Origin of the sequence: Rhodoferax sp. BAB1 (assembly GCF_013334205.1) — a bacterium.
In the GTDB taxonomy this organism is placed as follows: domain Bacteria; phylum Pseudomonadota; class Gammaproteobacteria; order Burkholderiales; family Burkholderiaceae_C; genus Hylemonella.
In genome coordinates this window covers 867,473-889,493 of record NZ_CP054424.1, presented here as the reverse complement: position 1 = coordinate 889,493, position 22,021 = coordinate 867,473, and the positions used below count along the sequence as shown (strand labels likewise).

The window sequence follows — 22,021 nt, the reverse complement described above, 5'->3', positions numbered from 1 at the left end:
CACAACCTCCCTTGGTGTCCTGTTGCGGACTACTTATGCATGCGTAGCGCTATGCCACGCGACGGATTCACCCGAACTTGCAGGTGCAATGCGATTCTAGGGAGGCAGTGAAGTCGCGGCTATCCCCCAAAAGGGTCATCCTGAATGTCTTGCCCAGCGTTGTGATCAGCCCCGCCCCACCCTCGCCCCCACCGCAATAATCGGCGCCGCCGCATTCAAGGCCTCCATCGCAAACCCTGCCGCCTGCTTGTAGCGCGCCATGAACTCCTCGCGCTCGGCCTTGGGGATCACATCGTCGATGTTGTCGAAGACGCCGCCGCAGCGCTCTTCCACCAGGCCCAGGATGGCGAAGGGGCCGGAGCCGCGGTTGCGCAGCACCAGGGCCGAGATGTCCTTGCACAGCTTCTGGTCGTAGGCCTGCAGCGCCTGCGCGTTCACGCCGTGCTGCACCATGGCCGCGCCCAGCACGCGTGTGTCGACGATGGCCTGGCTGGCGCCGGCCGAGCCCACGGGGTACATCACGTGGGCGGCGTCACCCAGCAGGGCCACGCGGCCGTCCACCCAGGTGGGCACGGGGTCGCGGTCGATCATGGGGTACTCGAACACTTCTTTCGCACCGCGCAGCATGGCGGGCACGTCGAGCCAGTCGTAGTTCCAGCCCTCGAAGTGGTGGATGAACTCTTCCAGCTTCACGCGGCGGTTCCAGTCGCCCTGGGTCCAGCCGCCCTGGTTGTCCACGGTGATCTCGGCGATCCAGTTGATGGTGGACAGGCCGGTGGCCGGGTCCGGCGGGGAGATGGGGTAGACCACCACACGGTGGCGCAGTGAGCCCACGCCCACGAAGGAGGCGCCGGTGCGGTGCGCCACCCCCGGCGTGGTGCCGCGCCACATGATGGCGCCGCCCCACTGGATGGGCGGCTGCGTGGGGTGCATCTGCGCGCGCACGGCGGAGTGCAGGCCGTCGGCGGCAATCAGCAGACTACCCTGCACTTCGCGGCGTTCGCCCTTGCGGGTCTCGATGAAGGCGGTGACACCCTGCGCGTCGTTGCGGTAACCGGTGACACGCTGGCCCAGCTGCACGGCGCCCGGCCCCAGGCGGCGTTGCACTTCAGCCAGCAACAGCATCTGCAGCTGGCCGCGGTGCACCGAATACTGCGGCCACTTGTAACCGGCCAGCAGGCCGCGCGGCTCTGAATACACGTCGTTGCCGTTGCGGCCCACCAGGGCCCATTCCTTGGCCTGGATGCCGATGGCATCCAGCTGCTCGGCGCCTATGCCCAGCTCGTACAGTTCGCGCACGGCATTGGGCTGCAGGTTGATGCCCACGCCCAGGGGCAACATTTCAGGCACGGCTTCAAACACCTGGCAGGGCACGCCGATCTGGTGCAGGGTGAGGGCCAGCGTGAGGCCGCCGATGCCGCCGCCGGCGATGAGGACGGGGGCTAGGTCTTGGTTCTGGGAAGTCATGTCTGTCTTTTGTTCTGGTGGTCCGCACCCGGGCGCGGGCCCCGGGCGTGGCGACACTTTAAGGCATGGCCGGGCAGGCAGGCGGCTGCGCTGCCCGGCCAGGGTTCAGCTGGTGTAGTCGCCCGAGGCTTCGGGCTGGAAGAGGATGGCCGCCACCTCGGCGCAGCGCTCCTCCCCCTGCGGCAGACGCCAGCGGGCCATGTCGCCCAGGCGCAGGCCCAGCAGGGCCGCGCCTATGGGCGAGAGCACCGAGACAAAACCCAGCGCGGGCTCGGCGTCGCGCGGGTAGCAGAGCGTGAGCTTCTGCCGGTGGCCGGAATCGATGTAGGCCAGTTCCACCTGGGAATACATGGTGACGATGTCTGGCGCGATCTCGCGCGAGGGCACCAGGTGGGCTGTGCCCAGTTCCTCGGGCAGGGGCCGGCCATAGAGGGTGGACAGGCGGGCAAAGTCGAGTTCGGTCAGCTGGCGCTCAGCGCCGGGGTGGGAAACCATGAAACATCTCCATCAAGTGCGAGCCGGCCTGCTCTTGTTGCAGGCGGCCGCGATCGCGCGGGGCGGGGGCCCGGCGATGGATGGTTGCGCAGTAAGGGGGTAAGGGTTATCGCCGGGCCGGGGAATGTGCGACCGGCTTGCGGGGCCAGGTCTTGCACACGGCGGCGCACCGCTGCCCGAACGGGCGGCTCGGGGCGCTCGTGTGTCGGGGCGTGAAGGTGGCGGGCACGGTGATAACGGTGGTGGGGTTCGGAGCGGGGATGGTAGCGGCAAAGGGGTATCGCACTAAAGCGCGCGGGATTAGGGTCGCCGCAATGGCACAATGCCCGTCCTTCGCCGCCTGCACCCCAGGCCCCTGCCCTCACCTCCCGCTCCATGACCCTCCCCGGCACCCTCGGCATCGATTTCGGCACTTCCAACTCCGCCATGGCCTGGGCCGCGCCCGGGGGCACGGCGCGCCTGATCCCGCTGGAAGGCGCGGCCACGGCCATGCCCACGGCGGTGTTCTACAACCACGAAGACCACAGCACCCACTTCGGCCGCGACGCGGTGACGCACTACCTGGAAGGCACGGAGGGGCGGCTGATGCGCTCGCTCAAGAGCCTGCTGGGCAGCCCGCTGCTGCTGGAGACCACGGTCATCAACAACCAGCAGGTGAGCTTTCAGGACATCATCGCCACCTTCCTGGCCACGCTGCGCGAGCGCGCCACCCTGGCGCTGGGCGCGGCACCCACGCGCGTGGTGATGGGGCGGCCCGTGCACTTCGTGGACGACGACCCTGAACGCGACGCGCTGGCCCAGGCTTCGCTGCAACAGGCGGCGCAGGCGGTGGGTTTCACGGACGTGAGCTTCCAGCTGGAGCCGATTGCCGCAGCGCTGGACTACGAGCGCCGCCTGAGCAAAGAGAGCACGGTGCTGGTGGTGGACCTGGGCGGCGGCACCTCGGACTTCACCGTGGTGCGGCTGGGGCCCGAGCGCATGAAAAAGGTGGACCGCACGAGTGACGTGCTGGCCACCACGGGCGTGCACATCGGCGGCACGGACTTCGACCACAAGCTCAGCCTGGAGCAGGTGATGCCCCTGCTGGGTTACCGCCACATCGGCCCCGAGGGGCGCGAGGTGCCCAGCCGCATCTTCTTCGACCTCTCCACCTGGCACCTGATCCACTGGCTCTACCAGCCGCGTGCCATTGCGCAGGCGCAGGCCCTGTGGACCAACTATGCGGACATCACCCTGCACCAGCGCCTGATGCGCGTGCTGACGGAGCGTTACGGCCACCGCATCGCCCACGAGGTGGAGTTGGCCAAGATCCGCTGCTCGCAGACGGATGCGGACACGACGCTGGACCTGTCTTACGTGGCAGCCGCCCTGGCCGCCCCCATGACAGTGGCCGCCATGCAAGCGCAGCTGCACAGCCTGCTGGAGCGCACCGTGGCCTGCGCGCGCGACTGCGTGCACAAGGCCGGCGTAGCCGACGGAGCGCTGGACGCCATCTACCTCACCGGCGGCTCCTCGGCCCTGCGGCCTTTCCAGCGCGCGCTGCAGGCGGAGTTTGCGGGCGTGCCGCTGGTGGAGGGGGACCTCTTCGGCGGGGTGGCGTCGGGGCTGGTCTACAGCGGCGGCTGAGCAGCGGGGCGGGCGCTCAGTCCTGCTGCTTCTTGTAGGTGTGAACAAAACGACCGAAGGCCCGGTCTTTCTTGCGCCGCTCCAGGCTGGAAAGTTCGTGAAACTCGGATTCCTTGCGCAGCTTCTGGTAGTTGCGCAGGTGTTCTTCGCTGAGTTCCTGGCGCTCGATCGCGGCCCGCACCGCGCAGCCCGGTTCGCTGCCATGGGTGCAATCCGGGTAGCGGCAGCCGGTCGCCAGGGTGTCGATGTCGACATAGGTTTCGTTGAGGCCCTCGCCTGCGCCCAGCAGGCCCAGCTCGCGCATGCCCGGCATGTCGATCAGCAGCGCGCCCTGCCCCAGCACGACCAGGTGGCGGCGCGTGGTGGTGTGGCGCCCCTCCCCGGTGTGGCTGACCTCGCGGGTTTCCAGCGTGTCGTCGCCCTGCAGGCGGTTGATGAGTGTGGTCTTGCCGACACCGGAAGAACCGAGCAGGCAATAGGTCTTGCCCGGCACCATGAGTTCGCGCACCTGGTCCACACCCGCACCCGTGACGTTGCTGACGCAGACGATGTCGGCGTCCACGCCCATCTCCCGGATGCGGGCGATCAGCTGCTCCAGTTCCTGCGGGCTCACCAGATCGGTCTTGGTCAGCAGCACCACGGGCTGGATATGGCCGTCGCGCACCATGACCAGGTAGCGTTCCAGGCGGCGGGCGTTGAAGTCGAAGTGGCAGGCCTGCACGATGAAGGCCACGTCGATGTTGGCAGCAATCATCTGGAACTCGACATCGCGGCCGGCGGCCTTGCGCCGCAGGAAGGAGCGGCGCGGCAAGAGGTGGTGAATGATCGCGTGGCTGGCGCCGTCCAGGTAGTGCGCGCACACCCAGTCGCCCACACAGGGCAATTCGGCGGACGACTCCGCGAGGTGGAGGAACTTGCCGGTCAGCTCGGCAGGCACTTCACCGTGTTCGCCCCGGATGAGGCAGCGCCCCCTATCGACCGCAGTGACCCGGGCCGGGGACGCATCCGGCCCGCACAGTTCACCGGCTTGTGCCGCCAAGCACGCATCCCATCCCAATTCAAGGAGTTTCATACCAAGAGTCTGCCAGCGCAGGATGCGACTGCCAAGCGCCGCCGGGCCGGGCAGCGCGCTTACTCGGGCGCTGCGTCTTTTTCCGGCGAAGTCGCGGGGGGAACAGCACCCGGCTCGTGCAGCTTGGCCTTGACGAGCACTTCCGCCAGCCGTGCGCTGGCCCGGTTGAGGGGCCCCTCGTTGGCGAGGTCTTCCTTGGCTTCGGCAAACTTTTTCTGCTGGATCTTCTCAACGATGCCGGCCGCGACCCGGTGAAACTCGTCATGCGCCTGCTGAACCTCGGTGCGGCGCTTCTCGGGCATGAGGCGGTAGCCTTCATGGTCCAGCCAGTCGCCGAACTGGCAGCGGTGGCTGTCACCCACGGAGGCCACGTCAAAAGAGGCCTTGCCGCTCAGGAAATCCTTGAAGTGCTTGCGCCACGCCGAATGCGCGTGCAGGGCCTGTTCGATTTCTATCTTCATTCCCATGGTGCGGCGACTTCCAAAGCTGTTCGTGATGGACACCATCTTCCCCGGCCGGGGCGGCTTGTCAAGCAGCATCGCGGTGATGAAGGGCCCTTGGGCGGGGTGGCGTCGGGGCGGGTCTGCAGCGCCTAGGCCCGGGACAGGTTCAGCGGCGCCGGCGCCGTGGGTGCCTCGCGCGGGCCGGGGGTGGCGGCGTCGGCGTAGACCACCTGGTTGCGGCCGCGGCTCTTGGCCAGGTAGAGGGCGGCGTCGGCCGCGGCCAGCAGGGGTTCCACGGCGGTGAGGCTGCCGGGCCTGGCCAGCGCAACACCCACGCTCACGCTGACAAATGGCCCGGTGCTGCACTCGGCATGGGGCAGCTGGTAGCGCAGCACGGTGTTGCGCAGGGTTTCGGCCACGTACAGGGCGCCGAGCTGGTCGGTGTCGGGCAGGATGAGGGCGAACTCTTCGCCGCCGTAACGCGCGGCCAGGTCGGAGGGCCGGCGGCAGCAGGAGCGCAAGGCGGCGGCCACCCGCTTGAGGCAGTCGTCCCCCGCCTGGTGGCCATAGAGGTCGTTGTAGGCCTTGAAGTGGTCGACGTCGACCAGCACCAGGCCCAGGCTACGGCCATGGCGTGCATTGATGGCGTTCTGCTCCTGCAGGTATTTGTCGAAGGCGCGGCGGTTGGCCAGCTGGGTCATGCCGTCCTGCATGGAGATCTGCCAGAGCAGGTCGTTGGCGCTGCGCAGCTCGGCCGAGACCTGCACCAGGCGTGCATAACTGCGCGCGTGTTCGCTGAGCAGCACGATGAGCAGGAAACAGGCGGCCAGCAGACCATAGGCGCGGCCGGCGTACCAGCCCAGGTCGTAGCGGCCGGTGTTGAGCACGGCGGCCAGCGCCACGTCGAAGATCCAGACGCACATGACCACCAGCAGCCAGGCGTCCAGGGCGGTATGGGGTTTGCTGCGCCAGAGCACGGCCAGCGCCAGCACGCTCAGCAGCCAGGTACCGAACAGCCAGCGGTGGCCGGCGACGGTGACGCGGTCGCCGTCCAGCACCACGGGCAGTTCATCGTGCCCCAGGACCGCCACCGCGAGGCCGCCGGCCGCCAGGGCCAGCACGATGGCCACCGATGCCAGGATGGGATAGCGCGCAGGGCCAGGCGCCGCCGCGGGCGGCAGTGCTGCCGGGCGACGTTTGGCCCCGGCATAGGCCATGACGGCCAGCGGAAAACCCGCGTGCCAGAACATGTACATGGCCGGCGTGCTTTGCGGCCCGGCCCCGAACAGGCCCATGGGCGCCAGCAGACCGGGGAAGAGCAGGGCAAAACCCAGGGTGGCCAGGGTCGTGAAGAGATAGGCGGCGGCGAGGATGAGCAAGGCCCGCGAGCGCAGGACGTAGTACTGGCCGTAGAGCATGACGGCGGTGATCAGGTCGCTGATGATCAGCGCCGTCACGTAGACCGGCACGAACACGGGGTGGCGCTGGAACTGGAGCGCGGAGTAAGGCAAGGCCAGCAGGAACAAACCGGCCGAGAGCAGCACCATGATCCAGGCAAAGCGGATCTCCTGGGGCCCGGCGGGCTTGAGGAGGAGGTGCGCGCCTTGCGCCTCGTCCTTATGCGGGTGCAGCTCCATGGGCATGCCTTTTTCGGAGGAGGCCGTTGAAGACCAGCCAGACCGACGACCTGCCCTGAAAACCCGGGAAACAAGAGGGTCCCCAACGTAGCACCCCTGGGGTGTTGCGCAACGTGGGTTGGTGAATGCTTGGCGCGCGCATGGCCTTGAATTGGTATTTCACCCGGCTCCACTGTGCGCTTCGCGGTCGGCAGCAGGTCTAGGGTTTACCCTTGACCTGCTGGCCCTGGCCACCAGACACCAAGGGTCTGCGCGCGTCGGAGGCGATGCGGGATCGAGGGGGCAGAATCCAGGGCCATGGCACACGACAAAGAACCCGCCCCGCTGTTGAAGGACCTGCTGAACCCCAAGGCCCTGGCGCGCATCGGCCGTGCCGCAGCGCAGGTGCACCCTGATTTCGATGAGCGGGCCTACCTGGCCATGGCACGCAAGGGGCTGGAAGACTTGTCCATCATGCAGCGTTTGAGCCATGCGGCGGATTGCCTGCGCGCGCACCTGCCCCCCGCCTACCCCCGCGCGCTGAAGATCGTGCGCCAGATGGCGCCGCTGCTGCCCGGCGGTTTTGCCGACATGGTGCTGCCCGAGTTCGTGGGCCGGCACGGGCTGGACCATTTCGAACTCTCGCTGGAGGCGCTGCGCGAGCTCACGCCCTACAGCAGCGCGGAGTTCGCCATCCGCCCCTACATCGCACAGGACCCCGAGGCTGTGCTGGCACTGGCCCTGCGCTGGGCCGAAGACGAGAACGAACACGTGCGCCGCCTGGCCAGCGAAGGCACGCGCCCGCGCCTGCCCTGGGCCCGGCGCCTGCCGCTGCTGGCAGCCGAGCCGCAGCGCACACGGCCCATCCTGGAAAAGCTCCGGGCCGACCCGGCGGACTACGTGCGCCGTTCGGTGGCCAACCACCTGAACGACATGGCCAAGGACCACCCCGAGTGGGTGCTGGACCTGCTGGAGGGCTGGCCCACGCAGCAGCCCGAAACGAAGTGGATCGCCAAACACGCGCTGCGCAACCTCATCAAGGCCGGCCACCCGCGCGCGCTGCAACTGGTGGGGGCCACGCTGGGCGCCAAGGTGCGGCTGGCCTCCTTTGACGTGACACCCAGGCTGCTGCGCCTGGGCCAGACGCTGCAGCTGAAGACCACGCTGGTCTCAACGGCAGACCAGCCGCAGAAGCTGGTGGTGGACTACGCCATCCACTACGTGAAGAAAAACGGCGAGAGCAGCCGCAAGGTCTTCAAGCTGCGCACGCTGGCGCTGGAAGGCGGCGCCGAGCTGACACTGGAGAAGGCCCAGACCATCAGCGACTTCACGACGCGTGTGCACTACCCGGGGCGGCACGCGGTGGAGCTGCTGGTGAACGGACTGACGGTGGCGCAGGGCCACTTCGAGTTGAAAAAGCCGAAGGCTTAAGACCTCAGGCCCGGGCCGCCTGCATCATGCGGTCCAGCCGGGGCTTGACGTAGAAGGCCATGAGCAGGCCGATCAGCACGCCCACCGGCAGGGAACGGCTGAAGGCCCGCCACCAGTAGAGGCCGAAGCTGCTGTCCCAGGGGCTGTTGATGGCGGACACCGCCAGGGCCAGCACGCTTTCGATGGCGAAGGCCGTGAGCAGGGAGACGATGAGCTTGCGGCCGAAGCGGTGCATGGCGGGGAAGAGCCTGTTCACCAGCCGCTCCAGCGGGCCCAGGCTGGCCAGCACCAGGGGCAGGATCACCAGGCTGCTGAGAAAGCTGCGCGCCCAGGTAGCGAGATAGGCCTCACCAAAACCCACGTTGGCCCAGCTCATGAAGGCACTCAGGACAAACGCCACCGAGGGCATGATGATCAGCGGCGGCAGGATCTTGCGCAGCGTGCGGACGGCAGCAGAGGGAGGCGTGTTCATGAGGGCCCAAATGGTTGACAATAGCAACATTGTAGCAGATGGTTGACTTTATCAACCTTCAACCCGCCATGAGCCAACCCAAACGCCGCGAGACCGCCTCTGCCCTGGCCACCTTCCAGGCCTTCATGACCCTGTTCGGCAGCGTGCGGCAGCAGCTGAAGACCCGCATGCAGGACGACGGCGGCCACGCGCTGGGGCCGGTGCACCTGCGCGCGCTGAGCCTGTGCCAGCGCCACCCGGGCTGGACCCAGCAGCAGCTGGGACAGGCCATGGGCCGCGACAAGGGGCAGATCACGCGGCTGATCCGCGAGCTGGAGGAACAGGGCCACCTGGCCCGCAGCCCGGACGAGCAGGACCGCCGGGTCTGGCGCCTGAACGTGACGCCCGCTGGCGAGAAGGAATGCGCGTGGTTCCTGGCCATCGAGGCCGAACTGGCCGGCGACCTGTTCGGCGGGCTCGCGGCGAAGGAGCGTGAGCAGCTGGTGCAGTTGCTGGGCGGCGTGCAGGAGCGCATCAGCGCGACAAGCGACGAGGCCTGAGCGGGCTCAGCAGGCGGTGCAGGCCTCCAGCGCGCGCAGGCTCTGCTCGCGCGTCTGCTCCATCAGGTAATCGAGGAACACGCGGCTGCGCTGCGGAATGAACTTGCGGCTGGGCAGGGCCGCGTACATGGCCAGGCGCCCGGTGATCCAGGGCGAGAGCACGCGCACCAGATCGCCGCGTGCGAGGTAGGGCGCCACCAGTTCCATGGTGACCGAGGTGATGCCCGCGCCGTCCAGCGTGGCGCGCAGCAGGCTGTCGGTGTGGTTGGCCAGCAGCACGGACTGGACTTCCACCTCCTCGACCAGCTCGGGCTGCTCCTCGCGCCACAGGCGCCACTGGCGGTAGCGCCCGTTCGGCGTCTTGTGGCGCAGGCAGTCGTGCCCGGCGAGATCGGCCGGGGTTTGCGGCAGGCCGCGGCGCTGCACATAGGCGGGTGCGGCCACGAGGATGGCGTTGGACTCGATGACCTTGCGCGCCACCACATCGGCATCGAAACTCACGTCGGCCGGGATCAGGGTGATGTCGAAGTCCTCTACCGGTGGCTCACGCACGGTCTCGACCTCGAGGTCGATCAGGATGTTCGGATAACGCTGGCGAAAGCCCGCCAGCAGGGGCGCGACGACATAGGTGGCCAGCACCGGCGGCGCATGCAGGCGCAAGAGGCCGCCCAGCTCGCGGGTATGGGCGCCGACGGTTTCATCGGCCTCCTCGATGTCCTGCAGGATGTTGCGCACGCGGTTCAGGTAGAGCTGGCCGGCGTCGGTGAGCGCGAGACGGCGCGTCGTGCGTTGCAGCAGCCGCGAGCCCAGGTGCTCTTCCAGATCGGCCACCAGCCGGGTCACGACGGGGGCGGACATGTCCAGCGCACGCGCGGCGGCGGCAAAACTGCCCTCGTCGGCCACGCGCTGGAACACCCTCATCGAAAGCAGACGATCCATGGCAACTCCGGCGTTTTCAAGGGCTCGATTATTTCTGAAATAGAAACACCGTAGGCATGAAAAGGCTATTTATCTATTGTTTCCGGAACTTTAAAGTTCATCCCATCGATGCAGCAAGAGCAAGCAAATCGCGGCATCGACGGGATCCCGGCCCGGCCCACAAGGCCAGACGGGGGTCAGTTTCATTGTTTATCTGAAGGTAATGTCATCATGAACCGCACCACTGTTTCGATCCTGGCCCTGTCCGTGGCCGCCCTGTCCGCTGGCCAAGCCCTGGCCGCCGAGCCCGCCGGCAAGACCCGCGCCCAGGTGCAGGCCGAACTGGCCGACGCCGTCCGCAACGGCGACATCCTGTCCGACAACGAAGCCTACGCCGGCAAGAAGCTGAACGAAGTCTTCCCCGCCAACTACGCCGCCAAGGCCCAGGCCGCCGGCAAGACCCGCGCCCAGGTGCAGGCCGAGCTGGCCGAAGCCATCCGCACCGGCGACATCGGCCCGGCTGCTGCCGACCACCGCGGTCGCAAGATGAACAAGATCGTGCCGGGCAACTACCCCGCCAAGGCCCAGGTGGCCGTCAAGAGCCGTGAGCAGGTGAAGGCCGAACTGGTCGAAGCCGTGCGCACCGGTGACATCCCGAGCGACAACGAAGCCTTCGCCGGCAAGAAGCTGAACGAAGTGTTCCCGGGCCAGTACTCGCGCAAGTCCTGATCCCCAAGAGCCTGTTCGCGGTCTCGCAGGGGTCGCGTTGGGGCGTAATCGGGATAAGTTGGCCGCCAACATTCCGCCGCACGGGCTGAAGCCCATGCAAGGGATTTGGTGGACAAATCGCCCGATTTCGCCCCAACCCGAAGGGCAAGCATCTTGCCGGGCGGTCTGCGGCGTTGCAAAGCCTCGCCGGGCATGGGGCCCGCCTTCGTTTTGCGCCTTGCATCCCATCCCGGCAAGATGCTTGCGCGGCCCCTGCGAGGCCGTGAACAGGCTCTGAGGATCGCACCGCGGCCCCTGTGGCCGCTGACCCCGCAAAGGCTGCCCACGAGGCGGCCTTTGTCGTTTCCGGGGGGCACTCAGGCTGGCCAGTGGTGCAGCACCTGGGCCGTGTCCTTGCGGCTCTCGGTACTGAGCGCACGGGTGGGCGTGCCGACCGAGATCCAGCCCGCCAGGGTCTCCCCCGGCTCGCAGAAGGCCTGGGCAATCTGCGGGGCACGGGCCTTGTCGCCGCTGAGCATCTTGGCCGCAAAACCATGCGCATGCACGGCGTTGAGGAAGTTGGTGATGGCGCCACCCACGCACATCCACTGTTCGTGCGCGGGCACGAGCGGATGCCCCAGGTCGATGCGGGCGATGACCGCCACGGTCAGCGGCGCCTTGAGCGCACGCTCGCGCTCGATGGCGATGCCGGCCGCGTCCTTGCCTTTCGTGCGCGCATGCGCCACGAAGAGTTCGGCCAGCTGCTCGCGCGCGGCACCGCGCACCACCGCCAGGCGCCAGGGCACGAGTTCGCCATGGTCGGGCGCGCGCAGGGCGGCCGCCACCATGGTCCGGATCTGCACATCGTCGGGGCCGGGCTCGGCCAGGTGCTTGATGCCCAGGGAATGGCGCGACAGGAGCTTGTCGAGTGCGGGCTGGTTCATGTGCATCAGAACACCAGGCTGCGCCAGGCCGGGTCGGCCGTGCGGTCCATGAACTGCACCGAGCCGCCCAGGCCGGAACACAGGGGCGTCAGGTCATGGCGCGTGAGGCCGGCCGCATACAGGGCCTGGCTGCAGGCGTAGAGCCTGACGCCGAGTTCGCTCACCTGCGCCAGGTACTCTGCCAGCGGCCGCTGCTCGGGGCCGAAGCCCACGGTCAGGCTACCCAGGCGCGGCGTGAGCAGTTGCACGCACTGCGCGGAGAAGTAGATCTCCACCTCCATGTCCAGCGCGGCAGCGGCCTGCGCCATCACGAAGGGCGTGGCCAGGCGATGCGGCGCCGACAGGTCGGCCGACCAGATCAGCAGGGCCAGCGAACGGATGGTGCCACTCATGCCCCACCCTCCGAAAAATCCAGGTTCTCCAGCTTCATGCGGGTGATGGCAGCTGGCGCCAGCGCAGCGCCATGGTGCAGCAGCAGCAAGTCCCCGTCCCAGCGCGTAGGCTCCAGCGTGACCAGCCAGCCCTGGCCATAAGGCTCACGCTCGATCAGTTCGGCTTGTTCCTCCAGCAAGGGATTGATTGCACGCACGATGCCGCTGACGGGCGTCTTGACCGTGACCACCGACTTGTTGAGCTCCACGATCGCCACCGTCTGCCCCTGCTCCAGCACCGTCCCCACCGCCTTGGGCCGGCACATGAAAAAGGCCCCGCTGATGTGCACCCCAAACACCGTGATGCCCACCTGTATGAGCCCACTCTCCAGCCGCCGCGCCCACATGTCACGCTCCAGCCAGTAGTAGAGATCGTCGGGATAGTCGAAACCCAGGAGGTTCATGCCACAAGCTCCAACCACCCAATGTCGCCGGAACGGCGACGAGCGAAAGAAGCAAGGCGCCTCCCCGAAGGAGGCACGATGTGGCAGATTGCGTAGCGAGCGGCCGCAGGTTGGGCCGAGGCGCGCAACCGTACATCGGTACGGTGAGCACCGCAGGCCCAAGATGCGCCCGCGCAGTAGCAAGATGCCATATCGTGGCGGAAGGAAGCAGGAGTCGAACCTACCCGGCGACGCATGGCGCCACCCACTGGGTTTGAAGCCCAGCCGCCCCACCAGGAGCGTGTTCCTTCCAGATTCTGTGTCATGCCGCAAGCTCCTCCACCGCAAACAGCGGGGTGCCGGGGCGTAGCAAGTGTATGTCGCCCACCCGGCGCAGATAGCCGATGCGGTCGAAAAATTCGAGGATCTGGATCGCGCGCTTGCGGCCCAGGTTGGTCGCGTCACGAAAGGCGGCAGCGGTGATCTCGCCCTCGCGCTGCTCGATCTCGCGTGCCAGTTGTGCCAGTTCCTGCACCACCTTCGGGTGGTAGTACAGGTCCTTGACGATCTGGAACACTTCGCCGCTCTTGGCCAGGCGCGCCAGCACGCTGCGCACCTGCGCTTCGGGCAGACGGGCCGTGCCCGCGATGTCGCGCACCCAGGGCGGGTCAAACCTGCCCTGCTGCAACATGGGCAGGGCGCGCTCGGCAACGATGCGATCGGCCTCGCGCAGCTGTTCGCCATGCGCCGGCAGGTGGAGGAAGCCGTTGCGCCGCTTGATCTGCTGCTGGCTGATCAGATGCTCCTGCAGCTGTGCCCACAGCACCTCGGGCATGCGCGGCGCGGCCAGGCGGCGCGCGCGTTGGGCGTCCGGGCCCAGGTCTTCGGGCAGCCGGGCGTGGAAGTCTTTCAGCATGTCCAGCACGGCCTGCTCGCTTTTGACCAGTTGCTCGGTGGCCACCAGCCACTGCTGCTTCGATGCATGCACCACACCGGGCAAGGCCGCCACATCGAAGGGCCAGGCCAGCAGGCCGGCGTAACGCAGCGCCTCGGCGCCATGAATGCCAAACGGTGCGTGGGCCAGCGCGCCCAGCAGGCGCTGCGCGGCATCCGTGTTGCGCTGGCTCTGCAGACAGGCCAGGCGCTCGGGCGTCTGTCGGTAGCGCGCCAGACCCTGCGCATCGAGCACGCAACCGCCGCCCACGGTGCGCCGGGCCGAAGCGTCGCGCAGCACGAAACGTTCACCCCACCACAGGTGCGCGGGGCTCTGCAGCACCAGTTGCGCGGGCCCGGCTTCACCGGGCGCGATGCTGGCCTGGCCCAGCACGGCCACGGTGGCCATGAGGTCCTGGGTGCCGGCGTGCAGGTGCACCAGGGTGCCCGAGCGCAGTACCTTGTCTTCGGTGGGCGCGAGCTGCAGCCAGACGTCGATGCGCTGCGAGCTTTGCGCGATGGCGGGGTCGCACAGGGTCATGCCGCGCTCGACCTTGCTGCGCTCCAGGCCGACGAGGCCAATGGCGCAGCGCATGCCGGCCCGGGCCTGCTGCAGGCTCTGGTTGTGGCTGTGCAGGCTGCGCACACGGTACAGCGCGGCGGGGTCGTGCGCGAGGCACAGGCTGTCACCCACGCTGACCTGGCCGGCGGCGATGCTGCCGGCCACCACGGTGCCGATGCCGTCCAGCGTGAACACGCGGTCCAGGCCCATGCGCAAGCCGTGGCCCTCCACCGCCCTGCCCTGCAACTGGCAGGCCGTGGCGTTGAGATGTTCCTTGAGTTCGGCCAAACCGTCGCCCCGGTGGGCGGAGACAGCCAGCACCTCATACCCGTCCAGGCCGTGCGCGGCCAGCAGGGTGCGCGCCTGGGTCTTGCGCTCTTCGATCTGCTGCGGCGTGGCGCGGTCGATCTTGGTGATGAGCACGGCGCCCTGCGTGATACCCAGCAGACCGAGGATGGCGGCGTGCTCCACGGTCTGGGGCATGACACCGTCGTCCGCGGCGATGAGCAGCAGCGCGTAGTCGACGCCGCTGGCGCCGGCCACCATGGTGCGCACCAGCTTCTCGTGGCCCGGCACGTCGATGAAGGAAATCACCTGGCCGTCGGGTGTGCTCAGGCTGGCGTAGCCCAGCTCGATGGTGATGCCGCGCTTCTTCTCCTCGGGCAGGCGGTCGGCGTTGATGCCGGTGAGCGCCTGCACCAGGGCGGTCTTGCCGTGGTCGATGTGGCCTGCGGTGCCGATGATCATGCGAACACGGCTTTCAGGTGGGGCAGCTGGGCCAGCACGGGGGCCACGTCATCGACGCAGCGGCAGTCGAGCAGCAGGCGGTCGTCGTCGATGCGGCCGATGATGGGCAGCGGCAGGCCGCGCAGGGCGGTGGCCAGCGCTTCCAGTGCGGTGCCGGCACCGCGTTTGCCGCTGAGCACGGGCGCGATGGCCAGGCCGGCGGACGGCAGGCGGTCCACGGGCAGGGAGCCGGAGCCGATCTGGCTGCTGAGCTCCACCACCTGCACGCTGTAGCGGGGCGCGAGGGCCTGCTGGAACGGGGCCAGCAGGCCCTGCGCGGTGGCGGCCACGGTGTCGCGCGGACGGGTGAGCCAGCGCAGCGTGGGCAGATCGCGCGTCAGCAAGTCGGGCTGCAGGTAGAGCGTGAGCGTGGCTTCGAGCGCGGCCAGGGGCAGCTTGGACAGGCGCAGCGCCCGCTTCATGGGGAACTTGCGGATGCGTGTGACCGCCTCTTTGCTGCCGACGATGAGGCCGGCTTGCGGGCCGCCCAGCAGCTTGTCGCCCGAGAAGGTAACCACGTCGCAACCCGCAGCCAGCATCTGCTGCGGGGTGGGTTCTTTCGGCAGTCCGTACTGGCCCATGTCGATCAGCGAGCCGCTGCCCAGATCGGTGGCGAGCAAGACGCCTTTGGCGCGGGCCAGCGGCGCGAGCTCGGCCTCGGACACGGCGGAGGTGAAACCCTGCACGGCGTAGTTGCTGGTGTGCACCTTCATGAGCAGCGCGGTGGCGGGCGTGATGGCGCGCTCGTAGTCGGCCAGGTGGGTACGGTTGGTGGTGCCCACTTCGACCATCTGCGCGCCGGCGCTGGCCATGACGTCGGGCATGCGGAAGGCGCCGCCGATCTCCACCAGCTCGCCACGGGAGACCACCACCTCCCGGTCCCGCGCCAGCGCGGCGATGGTCAGCAGCACGGCGGCGGCGTTGTTGTTGACGACGGTGGCCGCCTCGGCGCCGGTGATCTCGCACAGCAGGCCCTCGACGATGCTGTCGCGGTCGCCGCGGCTGCCGCTGGCCAGGTCGTATTCGAGGTTGTTGGGGCCGGCCATCATGGCCGTGATGTGATCGACCGCCGCCTGCGGCAGCACGGCACGCCCCAGGTTGGTGTGGATGACGGTGCCGGTGAGGTTGAGCACGCGCCGCATGCGCGGGGCCAGGCGTTGCATGCAACGCGCGGCCAGGGCTTGCGCGAGGCCGGCTTCCTCGGGCACGCTGGCGGGAGGCTGCTCACCCAGGAGGGTCTGGCGCAGTTCAGCCAGCAGCACACGCGCCTGCTCGGTGACGAGCACCGCGCCATGCGCAGCCACCAGGGCCTGGCTGGCCGGGTGCTTGATCAGACGGTCGACGGAAGGGAGCTTGCTGAGCATCGCCTTCGGACCATGAACCATGGATCCGTCGGACGCTCCCATCAGGGCGCTCCCGCGTGTGAGTGTTCGAGGGCTTGCGAGTCCTCGGCCGGCTCGCCCCACAGCAGCATGAAGTTGACACCGTGGCGCAGCCGGCCGGTCTCGCTGACCAGCAGGTCCAGCGCCACCGTGGCCAGGTCGTCGGCGACCGGGTCCACGTGCGCGTCCTTGGCCATGTCGACGATCTTGAGGTAGTGGCCGCAGTCGCCGCAGCATTCGGCGCGCACCGCGCCCCTGGGCACGAGGTAGGTGGACTGCTCCGCCCCCTCGGCGGGTTCGAGCGCCTGGTAGGTAATGTCGCGGGTGCTCTCGCAGTGGCTGCACTTGATGCGCACCATGTTCCATTCGGTCTGGCACAGGGCGCAGTGCAGGTAGCGGGCGCCGGCATCGTCACCACCGATGCGCGCCACGCTGGCCACGGGCTGGCTGCCGCAGCAGGGACAGACCGTGGCGTGGTCCAGGATGGGGCCGAAAGCCAGGTCGGGGAAAGCGGACTGGGTGCGATGGACCAGACGGGTCCAGTAGACCTGCAGCGCCGCACCGATCAGCGGAGCGGCCGCCAGATCCAGGCCCAGCATCACACCGCTGAGCAGGCGCTCGGCCTGCTGGTTCAGTTGCGCAGGCTCGCTGGTCTGCAAGCCCTGCAGCACGGCCAGGGCCGGTGTCTGGGCGATGCGCGGCGCCAGCGCAGCCAGCAGCTCCCGCAGATCGTCACGCCATTCCTCGTGCAGGGTCCAGCGGGGAAACTCCAGCGGTGGCTGGCCCGCCCGCGCGGCATCCCCCAGGAAGTCCTGCGTGGGCAGGTGCACGGTGCGCGGCGCAGCCAGCACGGTGTGCTGGGCGTCGGCCACCTCGGCCATGAAGACCAGGTAGTCGCGCATGGGATGGCCGGCCGCCAGCTGGCGCAGGCGCAGCGCGCGATCCCGGAAGACGAAGGCCAGCTCGGGGAACTTGAGGTGTGCGGCTTCGCCGACATCACGCGCGGCGATCTCTTCGGGACTGAGGAACTTGACGGGACTGGCAGTGGACATCAAAGACTTTGCAGAAAAACGGGTGGCACAGCCGCCGTGCCACCCGTGGGTTCAGAGACGAAGGCCTACTTGCGCTTCATCTCCTCGTACCAGAGCGGATGGTTCATGCGGGCCCAGCCCGGCGTGACGGTGCCGCGGGTCATGGCGCGCGTGGTGCCCTTGACCCAGATGGCGGCGTAGACGTGCACGATGACGGTGAGCACCAGCACCACGGCCGAGAAGGCATGCAGCAGGACACCGATGCGACGGGCCAGGATGGGCAGGTCCGGGAACCAGGCGTGCCAGAACAGCGCACCGGTCGCCAGCAGGACCAGCAGGCTGATGCTCATGAGCCAGAACACCAGCTTCTGCCCGGCGTTGTACTTGCCCACGGGCGGCATGCCTTCCTTGTTGCCCTTGAACATCTCGCCAGCCTTGTCCAGCCAGGCCTTGTCCTGGGCGTTCATGACGTTTTCACGCCAGAGCCGCACGTACAGGCCGAGGAAGCACAGGAACATCGCCACGCCCAGGTAGGGGTGCAGGATGCGGCTCCAGGTGCCGCCACCGAACAGGTTGGAGAGGAAGAACAGGGACGGATGGAAGAAGGCCAGGCCGGACAGGCCAGCCGCGAAGAACAACAGGGCGATGGCCCAGTGGTTCATGCGGGTGTTGTCGTCGTAACGCCGAAGTTCATTGGGGGATGTTTTCATCATGATCTCCTCAGGCGTTTTCCTTGTCGGCTTCTTTCTCTTCAATCGGGCCGACCTTCATGTAGTGGAAGAAACCACCCACGACGGCACCGATCATGGCGAACATGGCCAGGGGCTTGAGCGTGCCCTTCCACAGCGACACCAGCGGACTGATGGTCGGGTTGCTGGGCAGGCCGGCGTATTTCTCGGGTGTGTCGGCATGCTTGAGCACGTACATGACGTGCGTGCCGCCGACGCCGGCCGGGTTGTACAGGCCCGCGTTCTGGAAGCCGCGCTCCTTCAGTTCGCCGCTGCGCTTTTCACCGTAGGCCACCATGTCTTCCTTCTTGCCGAAGACGATGGCGCCGGTCGGGCAGGTCTTGACGCAGGCCGGCTCCAGGCCCACGCCGACGCGGTCCGAGCACAGCGTGCACTTGTAGGCCTTGTTGTCCTTCTTCGAGATCCGGGGGATGTCGAAGGGGCAGCCGGTGACGCAGTTGCCGCAGCCGATGCAGGCTTCCTGCTTGAAGTCGACGATGCCGTTGGCGTACTGGATGATGGCGCCGGGCGAGGGGCAGGCCTTGAGGCAGCCCGGATCCGCACAGTGCATGCAGCCGTCCTTGCGGATCAGCCACTCCATCACGCCGCGGGTGTCGTTTTCCACCTCGGTGAAACGCATCAGCGTCCAGGACTTGTCAGTCAGGTCCGAGGGGTTGTCGTAGACGCCCACGTTGGTGCCGATGTCGTCGGACAGTTCGTTCCACTGGCTGCAGGCCACCTGGCAGGCCTTGCAGCCTATGCACTTGGATTCGTCGATCAGCTTGGCCACTTCCACCCCCTGCCGCACGGAGGCGGACGGGGTGGTGGTGGCGGAGCGGGCCACGATGTCGAGGGATGATTGCATGGTCATGGCTTCCTCACGCTTTCTCGATGTTCACCAGGAAGGACTTGAACTCCGGTGTCTGCGAGTTCGCGTCCCCCACGTAGGGGGTGAGCGTGTTGGAGAGGTAGCCGTTCTGCGCCACGCCGATGAAGCCCCAGTGGATCGGGATGCCGACCGTATGGACCTTCTTGCCGTTGCACTCCAGACCCTTGATGCGCTTGGTCACCACGACGCTGGCCTTGATCTGGCCCCGGTTGGAGCTGACCTTGACCGTGTCGCCGTTCCTGATGCCCTTTTCCTTCGCCAGGTCCTCGCCGATCTCGACGAACTGCTGCGGCTGGACGATGGAGTTCGCGCGCGAATTCTTGGTCCAGTAGTGCAGGTGCTCGGTGAGGCGGTAGGTGGTGGCCGCGTAGGGGAACTCGGCCGCCTTGCCGAACTGCTCCATGTCACCCTTGTAGACCCGCGCCGCCGGATTGCTGATCGCCTTGGGGTTGGTGTTCAGGGGGTTGGCGCCCAGCGGGGTCTCGAAGGGCTCGTAGTGCTCGGGCAGCGGGCCTTCGGCCATGAGCCCGATGGCGAACAGGCGCGCCACGCCTTCGGGGGTCATGATGAAAGGACCGGCACCGGTATCGGGGCCGAGCGCCGGATTGATGTCCGGCACGTCGGAACCGGCCCAGGCCTTGCCGTTCCAGGCGATCTGGCGCCGCGAGGCGTCCCAGGGCTTGCCGTCGGGAGAGGCCGCCGCGCGGTTGTAGAGGATGCGGCGGTTGGCCGGCCACGAGAAACCCCAGTTCTGGTACACGCCCAGGCCTGAAGGATCGGACGTGTCACGGCGCGCCGAGTTGTTGCCGGCCTGCGACCAGACACCGGAGTAGATCCAGTTGCCGCAGGCGGTACTGCCGTCGTCACGCAGCACACCGAAACCCGGCAGCTGTTCGCCGGCCTTGGCCTGGAAAACAGGCGGGGCCTTGGGGTTCTTGGGATCGGGCGGCGCGACCAGGTCGGCCAGGGCGCGGCCGTTGATCTCGCGCAGCACCTCTTCCGGCGCCGGGTTGCCCGGGTTGCCGTAGTTCCAGGTCAGCGCCTTGATGGCGTCGGGGAAGGCGCCCCCCTCCTTGGCGTACATGCCGCGCAGCTTCACGAACAGGCTGGACATGATCTCGCGGTCGGTCCTGGCCTCGCCCGGAGGGTCGATGGCCCGGCCGTGCCACTGCACGTTGCGGCTGGAGTTGGTGAAGGAGCCCGGATCTTCCGCGAAGCAGGAGGCCGGCAGGCGGAACACCTCGGTCTGGATGGTGGACGAGTCAACGTTGTTGAGCTCGCCGTAGTTCTTCCAGAAGTCGGCCGTTTCGGTCTGCAACGGATCCATGATGACCAGGTACTTGAGCTTGGCCAGCGCGGTGCCCAGTTTCTTCTTGTTGGGCACGGCCGCGATGGGGTTGAAGCCCTGGCAGATGAAACCGTTCATCTTGCCCTGGAACATGCGCTCGAAGATGGACAGCACGTCGTACGCCCCGTCACGCTTGGGCAGCCAGTCGTAGGCGAAGTCGTTCTCCTTGGTGGCGGCGTCGCCGAACCAGGCCTTGCGCTGGCTGACGGACCACTTGGGGAAGTTCTGGCCGAAGTTCATCGAGCCCGGGCGCAGGGCCTTGGGCGTGCGGGCGGCGAGGTACTTCTCGTGCGTGTCGTCCGTATCCAGCGGCGCGCTCAGGTAACCGGGCAGCACTTCGGAGTAGGCGCACATGTCGGTGATGCCCTGCACGTTGGCGTGGCCGCGCAGCGCGTTGACGCCGCCGCCAGCCCGGCCCATATTGCCCAGCAAGAGCTGGATCATGGCCATGGTGCGGATCATCTGCGAGCCCACGGAGTGCTGTGTCCAGCCCAGCGCGTAGAGGATGGTCATCACGCGGTCCGGGGTGTGGGTGCCGGCGATCATCTCGGCAATCTGAAGGAAGGCTTCCTTCGGCGTGCCGCAGACCTTGTTCACCATCTCCGGGGTGTAGCGCGCATAGTGCTTCTTCATCAGCTGCCAGACGCAGTTGGGCGACTGCAGGGTCTCGTCGACCTGCGCATAGCCATCCTTGCCGATGACGTACTGCCAGGTGGACTTGTCCGGGTAGGCGCGCTTGCTTTCGTCGTAGCCGCTGAAGAGGCCGTTGTCGAACTTGAAGTCCTTGTTGACCAGGAACGGCGCATTGGTGTACGACTTGACGTACTCCATGTGCACCTTGTTGTTGCTGATCATGTAGTTGATGACACCCCCCAGGAAGGCGATATCGCTGCCCGTTCGGATGGGTGCGTACACGTCGGCCACGGCGGCCGAGCGCGTGAAACGCGGATCCACCACCACCAGCTTCGCCTTGCGATGCTGCATGGCTTCGATCACCCACTTGAAGCCACAGGGGTGGGCTTCGGCGGCATTGCCACCCATGATGAGGACGAGGTCAGCGTTCTTGATATCGTTCCAGGAGTTGGTCATCGCTCCTCTGCCGAAAGTCGGGCCCAGACTGGACACCGTCGGCGCGTGTCATATTCGTGCCTGTGTATCGAGGGCAACCACCCCCATGGCACGCAACATCTTCACAGAGAGATAACCGGCTTCGTTGCTGGACGCGCTGGAGACCAGCATGCCCGTGGTGTTCCAGCGGTTGACCGTGACACCCTTGTCGTTCTTTGCGATGAAGTTCTTGTCGCGGTCGGCCTTCATGTGCTTGGCCACGCGGGTCAGGGCCTCATCCCAGGAGATGCGTTTCCATTCCTTGGCGCCAGCCTCGCGCACCTCGGGGTACTTGAGGCGGTTCGGGCTGTTGATCATGTCGGCCAGGCCGGCACCCTTGGGGCACAGCGTGCCGCGGTTGACGGGGTGGTCCGGGTCACCCTCGACGTGCACCAGCGCCGGCTTGTTGTTCTTGGCGTTGTCGCCCAGCGTGTACATGATGACGCCGCAGCTGACCGAGCAGTAGGGGCAGGTGCTGCGCGTCTCCGTGGTCTGCGACAGCTTGAAGCTGCGGGTCTGGGCCAGGGCGGCCGTGGGCGAAAAGCCCAGTGCGACGAGGCTGGAGCCAACCAGTCCTGCGCCGCTTACCCGGAAGAAATGTCTCCGGTTCATATCCATGGAATGACTCCTATATGCGTCGGTATGGGTACGACCTGCACGCAGGATGCGCAAATTCATTCTAGGAAGGGCCCTGCCCGCCAGCATGCGCG

Annotated in this window: 20 protein-coding genes and 1 tRNA gene; 4 read left to right on the top strand and 17 right to left on the bottom strand. The window is 67.4% G+C overall.

The features are described 5' to 3' along the window. Nucleotides 1-165: 165 nt before the first annotated feature. On the bottom strand, nt 166-1,467 hold the full coding sequence (locus HTY51_RS04350) for a flavin-dependent oxidoreductase (protein WP_174251581.1): 1,302 nt from the start codon (nt 1,465-1,467) through the stop codon (nt 166-168). Nucleotides 1,468-1,572: 105 nt separating this feature from the next. Next, the gene (locus HTY51_RS04345; protein ID WP_174251580.1) at nt 1,573-1,962 is read right to left on the bottom strand and encodes a GreA/GreB family elongation factor; all 390 of its coding nucleotides are present in this window, start codon (nt 1,960-1,962) and stop codon (nt 1,573-1,575) included. Nucleotides 1,963-2,337: 375 nt separating this feature from the next. On the opposite strand from HTY51_RS04345, the gene HTY51_RS04340 reads away from it, so the two are divergent. Then, complete coding sequence (locus HTY51_RS04340; protein ID WP_174251579.1) at nt 2,338-3,588, top strand: Hsp70 family protein; 1,251 nt, start codon at nt 2,338-2,340, stop codon at nt 3,586-3,588. Between the two features lie 16 nt (nt 3,589-3,604). On the opposite strand, the gene rsgA is transcribed toward HTY51_RS04340, so the two are convergent. From rsgA to HTY51_RS04325, 3 genes are all read right to left on the bottom strand, one after another. Then, a complete protein-coding gene (rsgA, locus tag HTY51_RS04335) occupies nt 3,605-4,525 on the bottom strand; it encodes a ribosome small subunit-dependent GTPase A (protein WP_217448241.1) in 921 nt (306 codons plus the stop codon). A gap of 194 nt (nt 4,526-4,719) precedes the next feature. Next, a complete protein-coding gene (locus HTY51_RS04330; RefSeq protein WP_174251577.1) occupies nt 4,720-5,199 on the bottom strand; it encodes a CZB domain-containing protein in 480 nt (159 codons plus the stop codon). A 53-nt stretch (nt 5,200-5,252) separates the two neighbouring features. Continuing rightward, nucleotides 5,253-6,740: a sensor domain-containing diguanylate cyclase gene (locus HTY51_RS04325; RefSeq protein ID WP_254606985.1), complete on the bottom strand. Its 1,488-nt coding sequence runs from the start codon at nt 6,738-6,740 to the stop codon at nt 5,253-5,255. 297 nt (nt 6,741-7,037) lie between these two features. On the opposite strand from HTY51_RS04325, the gene HTY51_RS04320 reads away from it, so the two are divergent. Beyond that, nucleotides 7,038-8,150, top strand: a complete 1,113-nt coding sequence (locus tag HTY51_RS04320; RefSeq protein WP_174251575.1) for a DNA alkylation repair protein — start codon at nt 7,038-7,040, stop codon at nt 8,148-8,150. Between the two features lie 4 nt (nt 8,151-8,154). Here HTY51_RS04320 and HTY51_RS04315 read toward each other — a convergent pair whose 3' ends face one another. After that, entirely contained in the window at nt 8,155-8,622 is a 468-nt protein-coding gene (locus HTY51_RS04315) for a DUF2798 domain-containing protein (protein WP_174251574.1), read from the bottom strand. Between the two features lie 68 nt (nt 8,623-8,690). Between HTY51_RS04315 and HTY51_RS04310 the strand changes: the two genes are divergently transcribed. Beyond that, nucleotides 8,691-9,161, top strand: coding sequence for a MarR family winged helix-turn-helix transcriptional regulator (locus tag HTY51_RS04310; protein ID WP_174251573.1), 471 nt, complete (start codon nt 8,691-8,693; stop codon nt 9,159-9,161). 6 nt (nt 9,162-9,167) lie between these two features. On the opposite strand, the gene HTY51_RS04305 is transcribed toward HTY51_RS04310, so the two are convergent. Continuing rightward, nucleotides 9,168-10,100 (bottom strand): LysR family transcriptional regulator, encoded by a 933-nt coding sequence (locus HTY51_RS04305; protein WP_174251572.1) that lies wholly within the window; start codon nt 10,098-10,100, stop codon nt 9,168-9,170. Between the two features lie 210 nt (nt 10,101-10,310). Here HTY51_RS04305 and HTY51_RS04300 point away from each other — a divergent pair, with 210 nt between their 5' ends. Further along, nucleotides 10,311-10,808, top strand: a complete 498-nt coding sequence (locus tag HTY51_RS04300; protein WP_174251571.1) for a DUF4148 domain-containing protein — start codon at nt 10,311-10,313, stop codon at nt 10,806-10,808. 356 nt (nt 10,809-11,164) lie between these two features. On the opposite strand, the gene HTY51_RS04295 is transcribed toward HTY51_RS04300, so the two are convergent. From HTY51_RS04295 to fdnG, 10 genes are all read right to left on the bottom strand, one after another. Next, complete coding sequence (locus tag HTY51_RS04295; protein WP_174251570.1) at nt 11,165-11,731, bottom strand: nitroreductase; 567 nt, start codon at nt 11,729-11,731, stop codon at nt 11,165-11,167. A 5-nt stretch (nt 11,732-11,736) separates the two neighbouring features. After that, nucleotides 11,737-12,123: a DsrE family protein gene (locus HTY51_RS04290; RefSeq protein ID WP_174251569.1), complete on the bottom strand. Its 387-nt coding sequence runs from the start codon at nt 12,121-12,123 to the stop codon at nt 11,737-11,739. Next, on the bottom strand, nt 12,120-12,566 hold the full coding sequence (locus HTY51_RS04285) for a glycine cleavage system protein H (protein ID WP_174251568.1): 447 nt from the start codon (nt 12,564-12,566) through the stop codon (nt 12,120-12,122). Before HTY51_RS04285 ends, HTY51_RS04290 begins: the two co-directional genes overlap by 4 nt. A gap of 195 nt (nt 12,567-12,761) precedes the next feature. After that, nucleotides 12,762-12,857 (bottom strand) — tRNA-Sec (locus tag HTY51_RS04280). 10 nt (nt 12,858-12,867) lie between these two features. Beyond that, nucleotides 12,868-14,787 (bottom strand): selenocysteine-specific translation elongation factor, encoded by a 1,920-nt coding sequence (gene selB, locus HTY51_RS04275; protein WP_174251567.1) that lies wholly within the window; start codon nt 14,785-14,787, stop codon nt 12,868-12,870. Beyond that, complete coding sequence (gene selA / locus HTY51_RS04270) at nt 14,784-16,190, bottom strand: L-seryl-tRNA(Sec) selenium transferase (protein WP_254606984.1); 1,407 nt, start codon at nt 16,188-16,190, stop codon at nt 14,784-14,786. The genes selB and selA overlap by 4 nt, the downstream gene beginning before the upstream one ends. Nucleotides 16,191-16,231: 41 nt before the next feature. Next, nucleotides 16,232-17,260 (bottom strand): formate dehydrogenase accessory protein FdhE, encoded by a 1,029-nt coding sequence (gene fdhE, locus HTY51_RS04265; RefSeq protein ID WP_174251565.1) that lies wholly within the window; start codon nt 17,258-17,260, stop codon nt 16,232-16,234. A gap of 65 nt (nt 17,261-17,325) precedes the next feature. Then, entirely contained in the window at nt 17,326-17,949 is a 624-nt protein-coding gene (locus HTY51_RS04260; protein WP_174251564.1) for a formate dehydrogenase subunit gamma, read from the bottom strand. A 10-nt stretch (nt 17,950-17,959) separates the two neighbouring features. Continuing rightward, a complete protein-coding gene (fdxH, locus tag HTY51_RS04255; protein ID WP_174251563.1) occupies nt 17,960-18,838 on the bottom strand; it encodes a formate dehydrogenase subunit beta in 879 nt (292 codons plus the stop codon). Nucleotides 18,839-18,845: 7 nt separating this feature from the next. Next, nucleotides 18,846-21,929, bottom strand: a complete 3,084-nt coding sequence (gene fdnG, locus HTY51_RS04250) for a formate dehydrogenase-N subunit alpha (RefSeq protein WP_174251562.1) — start codon at nt 21,927-21,929, stop codon at nt 18,846-18,848. Between the last annotated feature and the right edge of the window lie 92 nt (nt 21,930-22,021).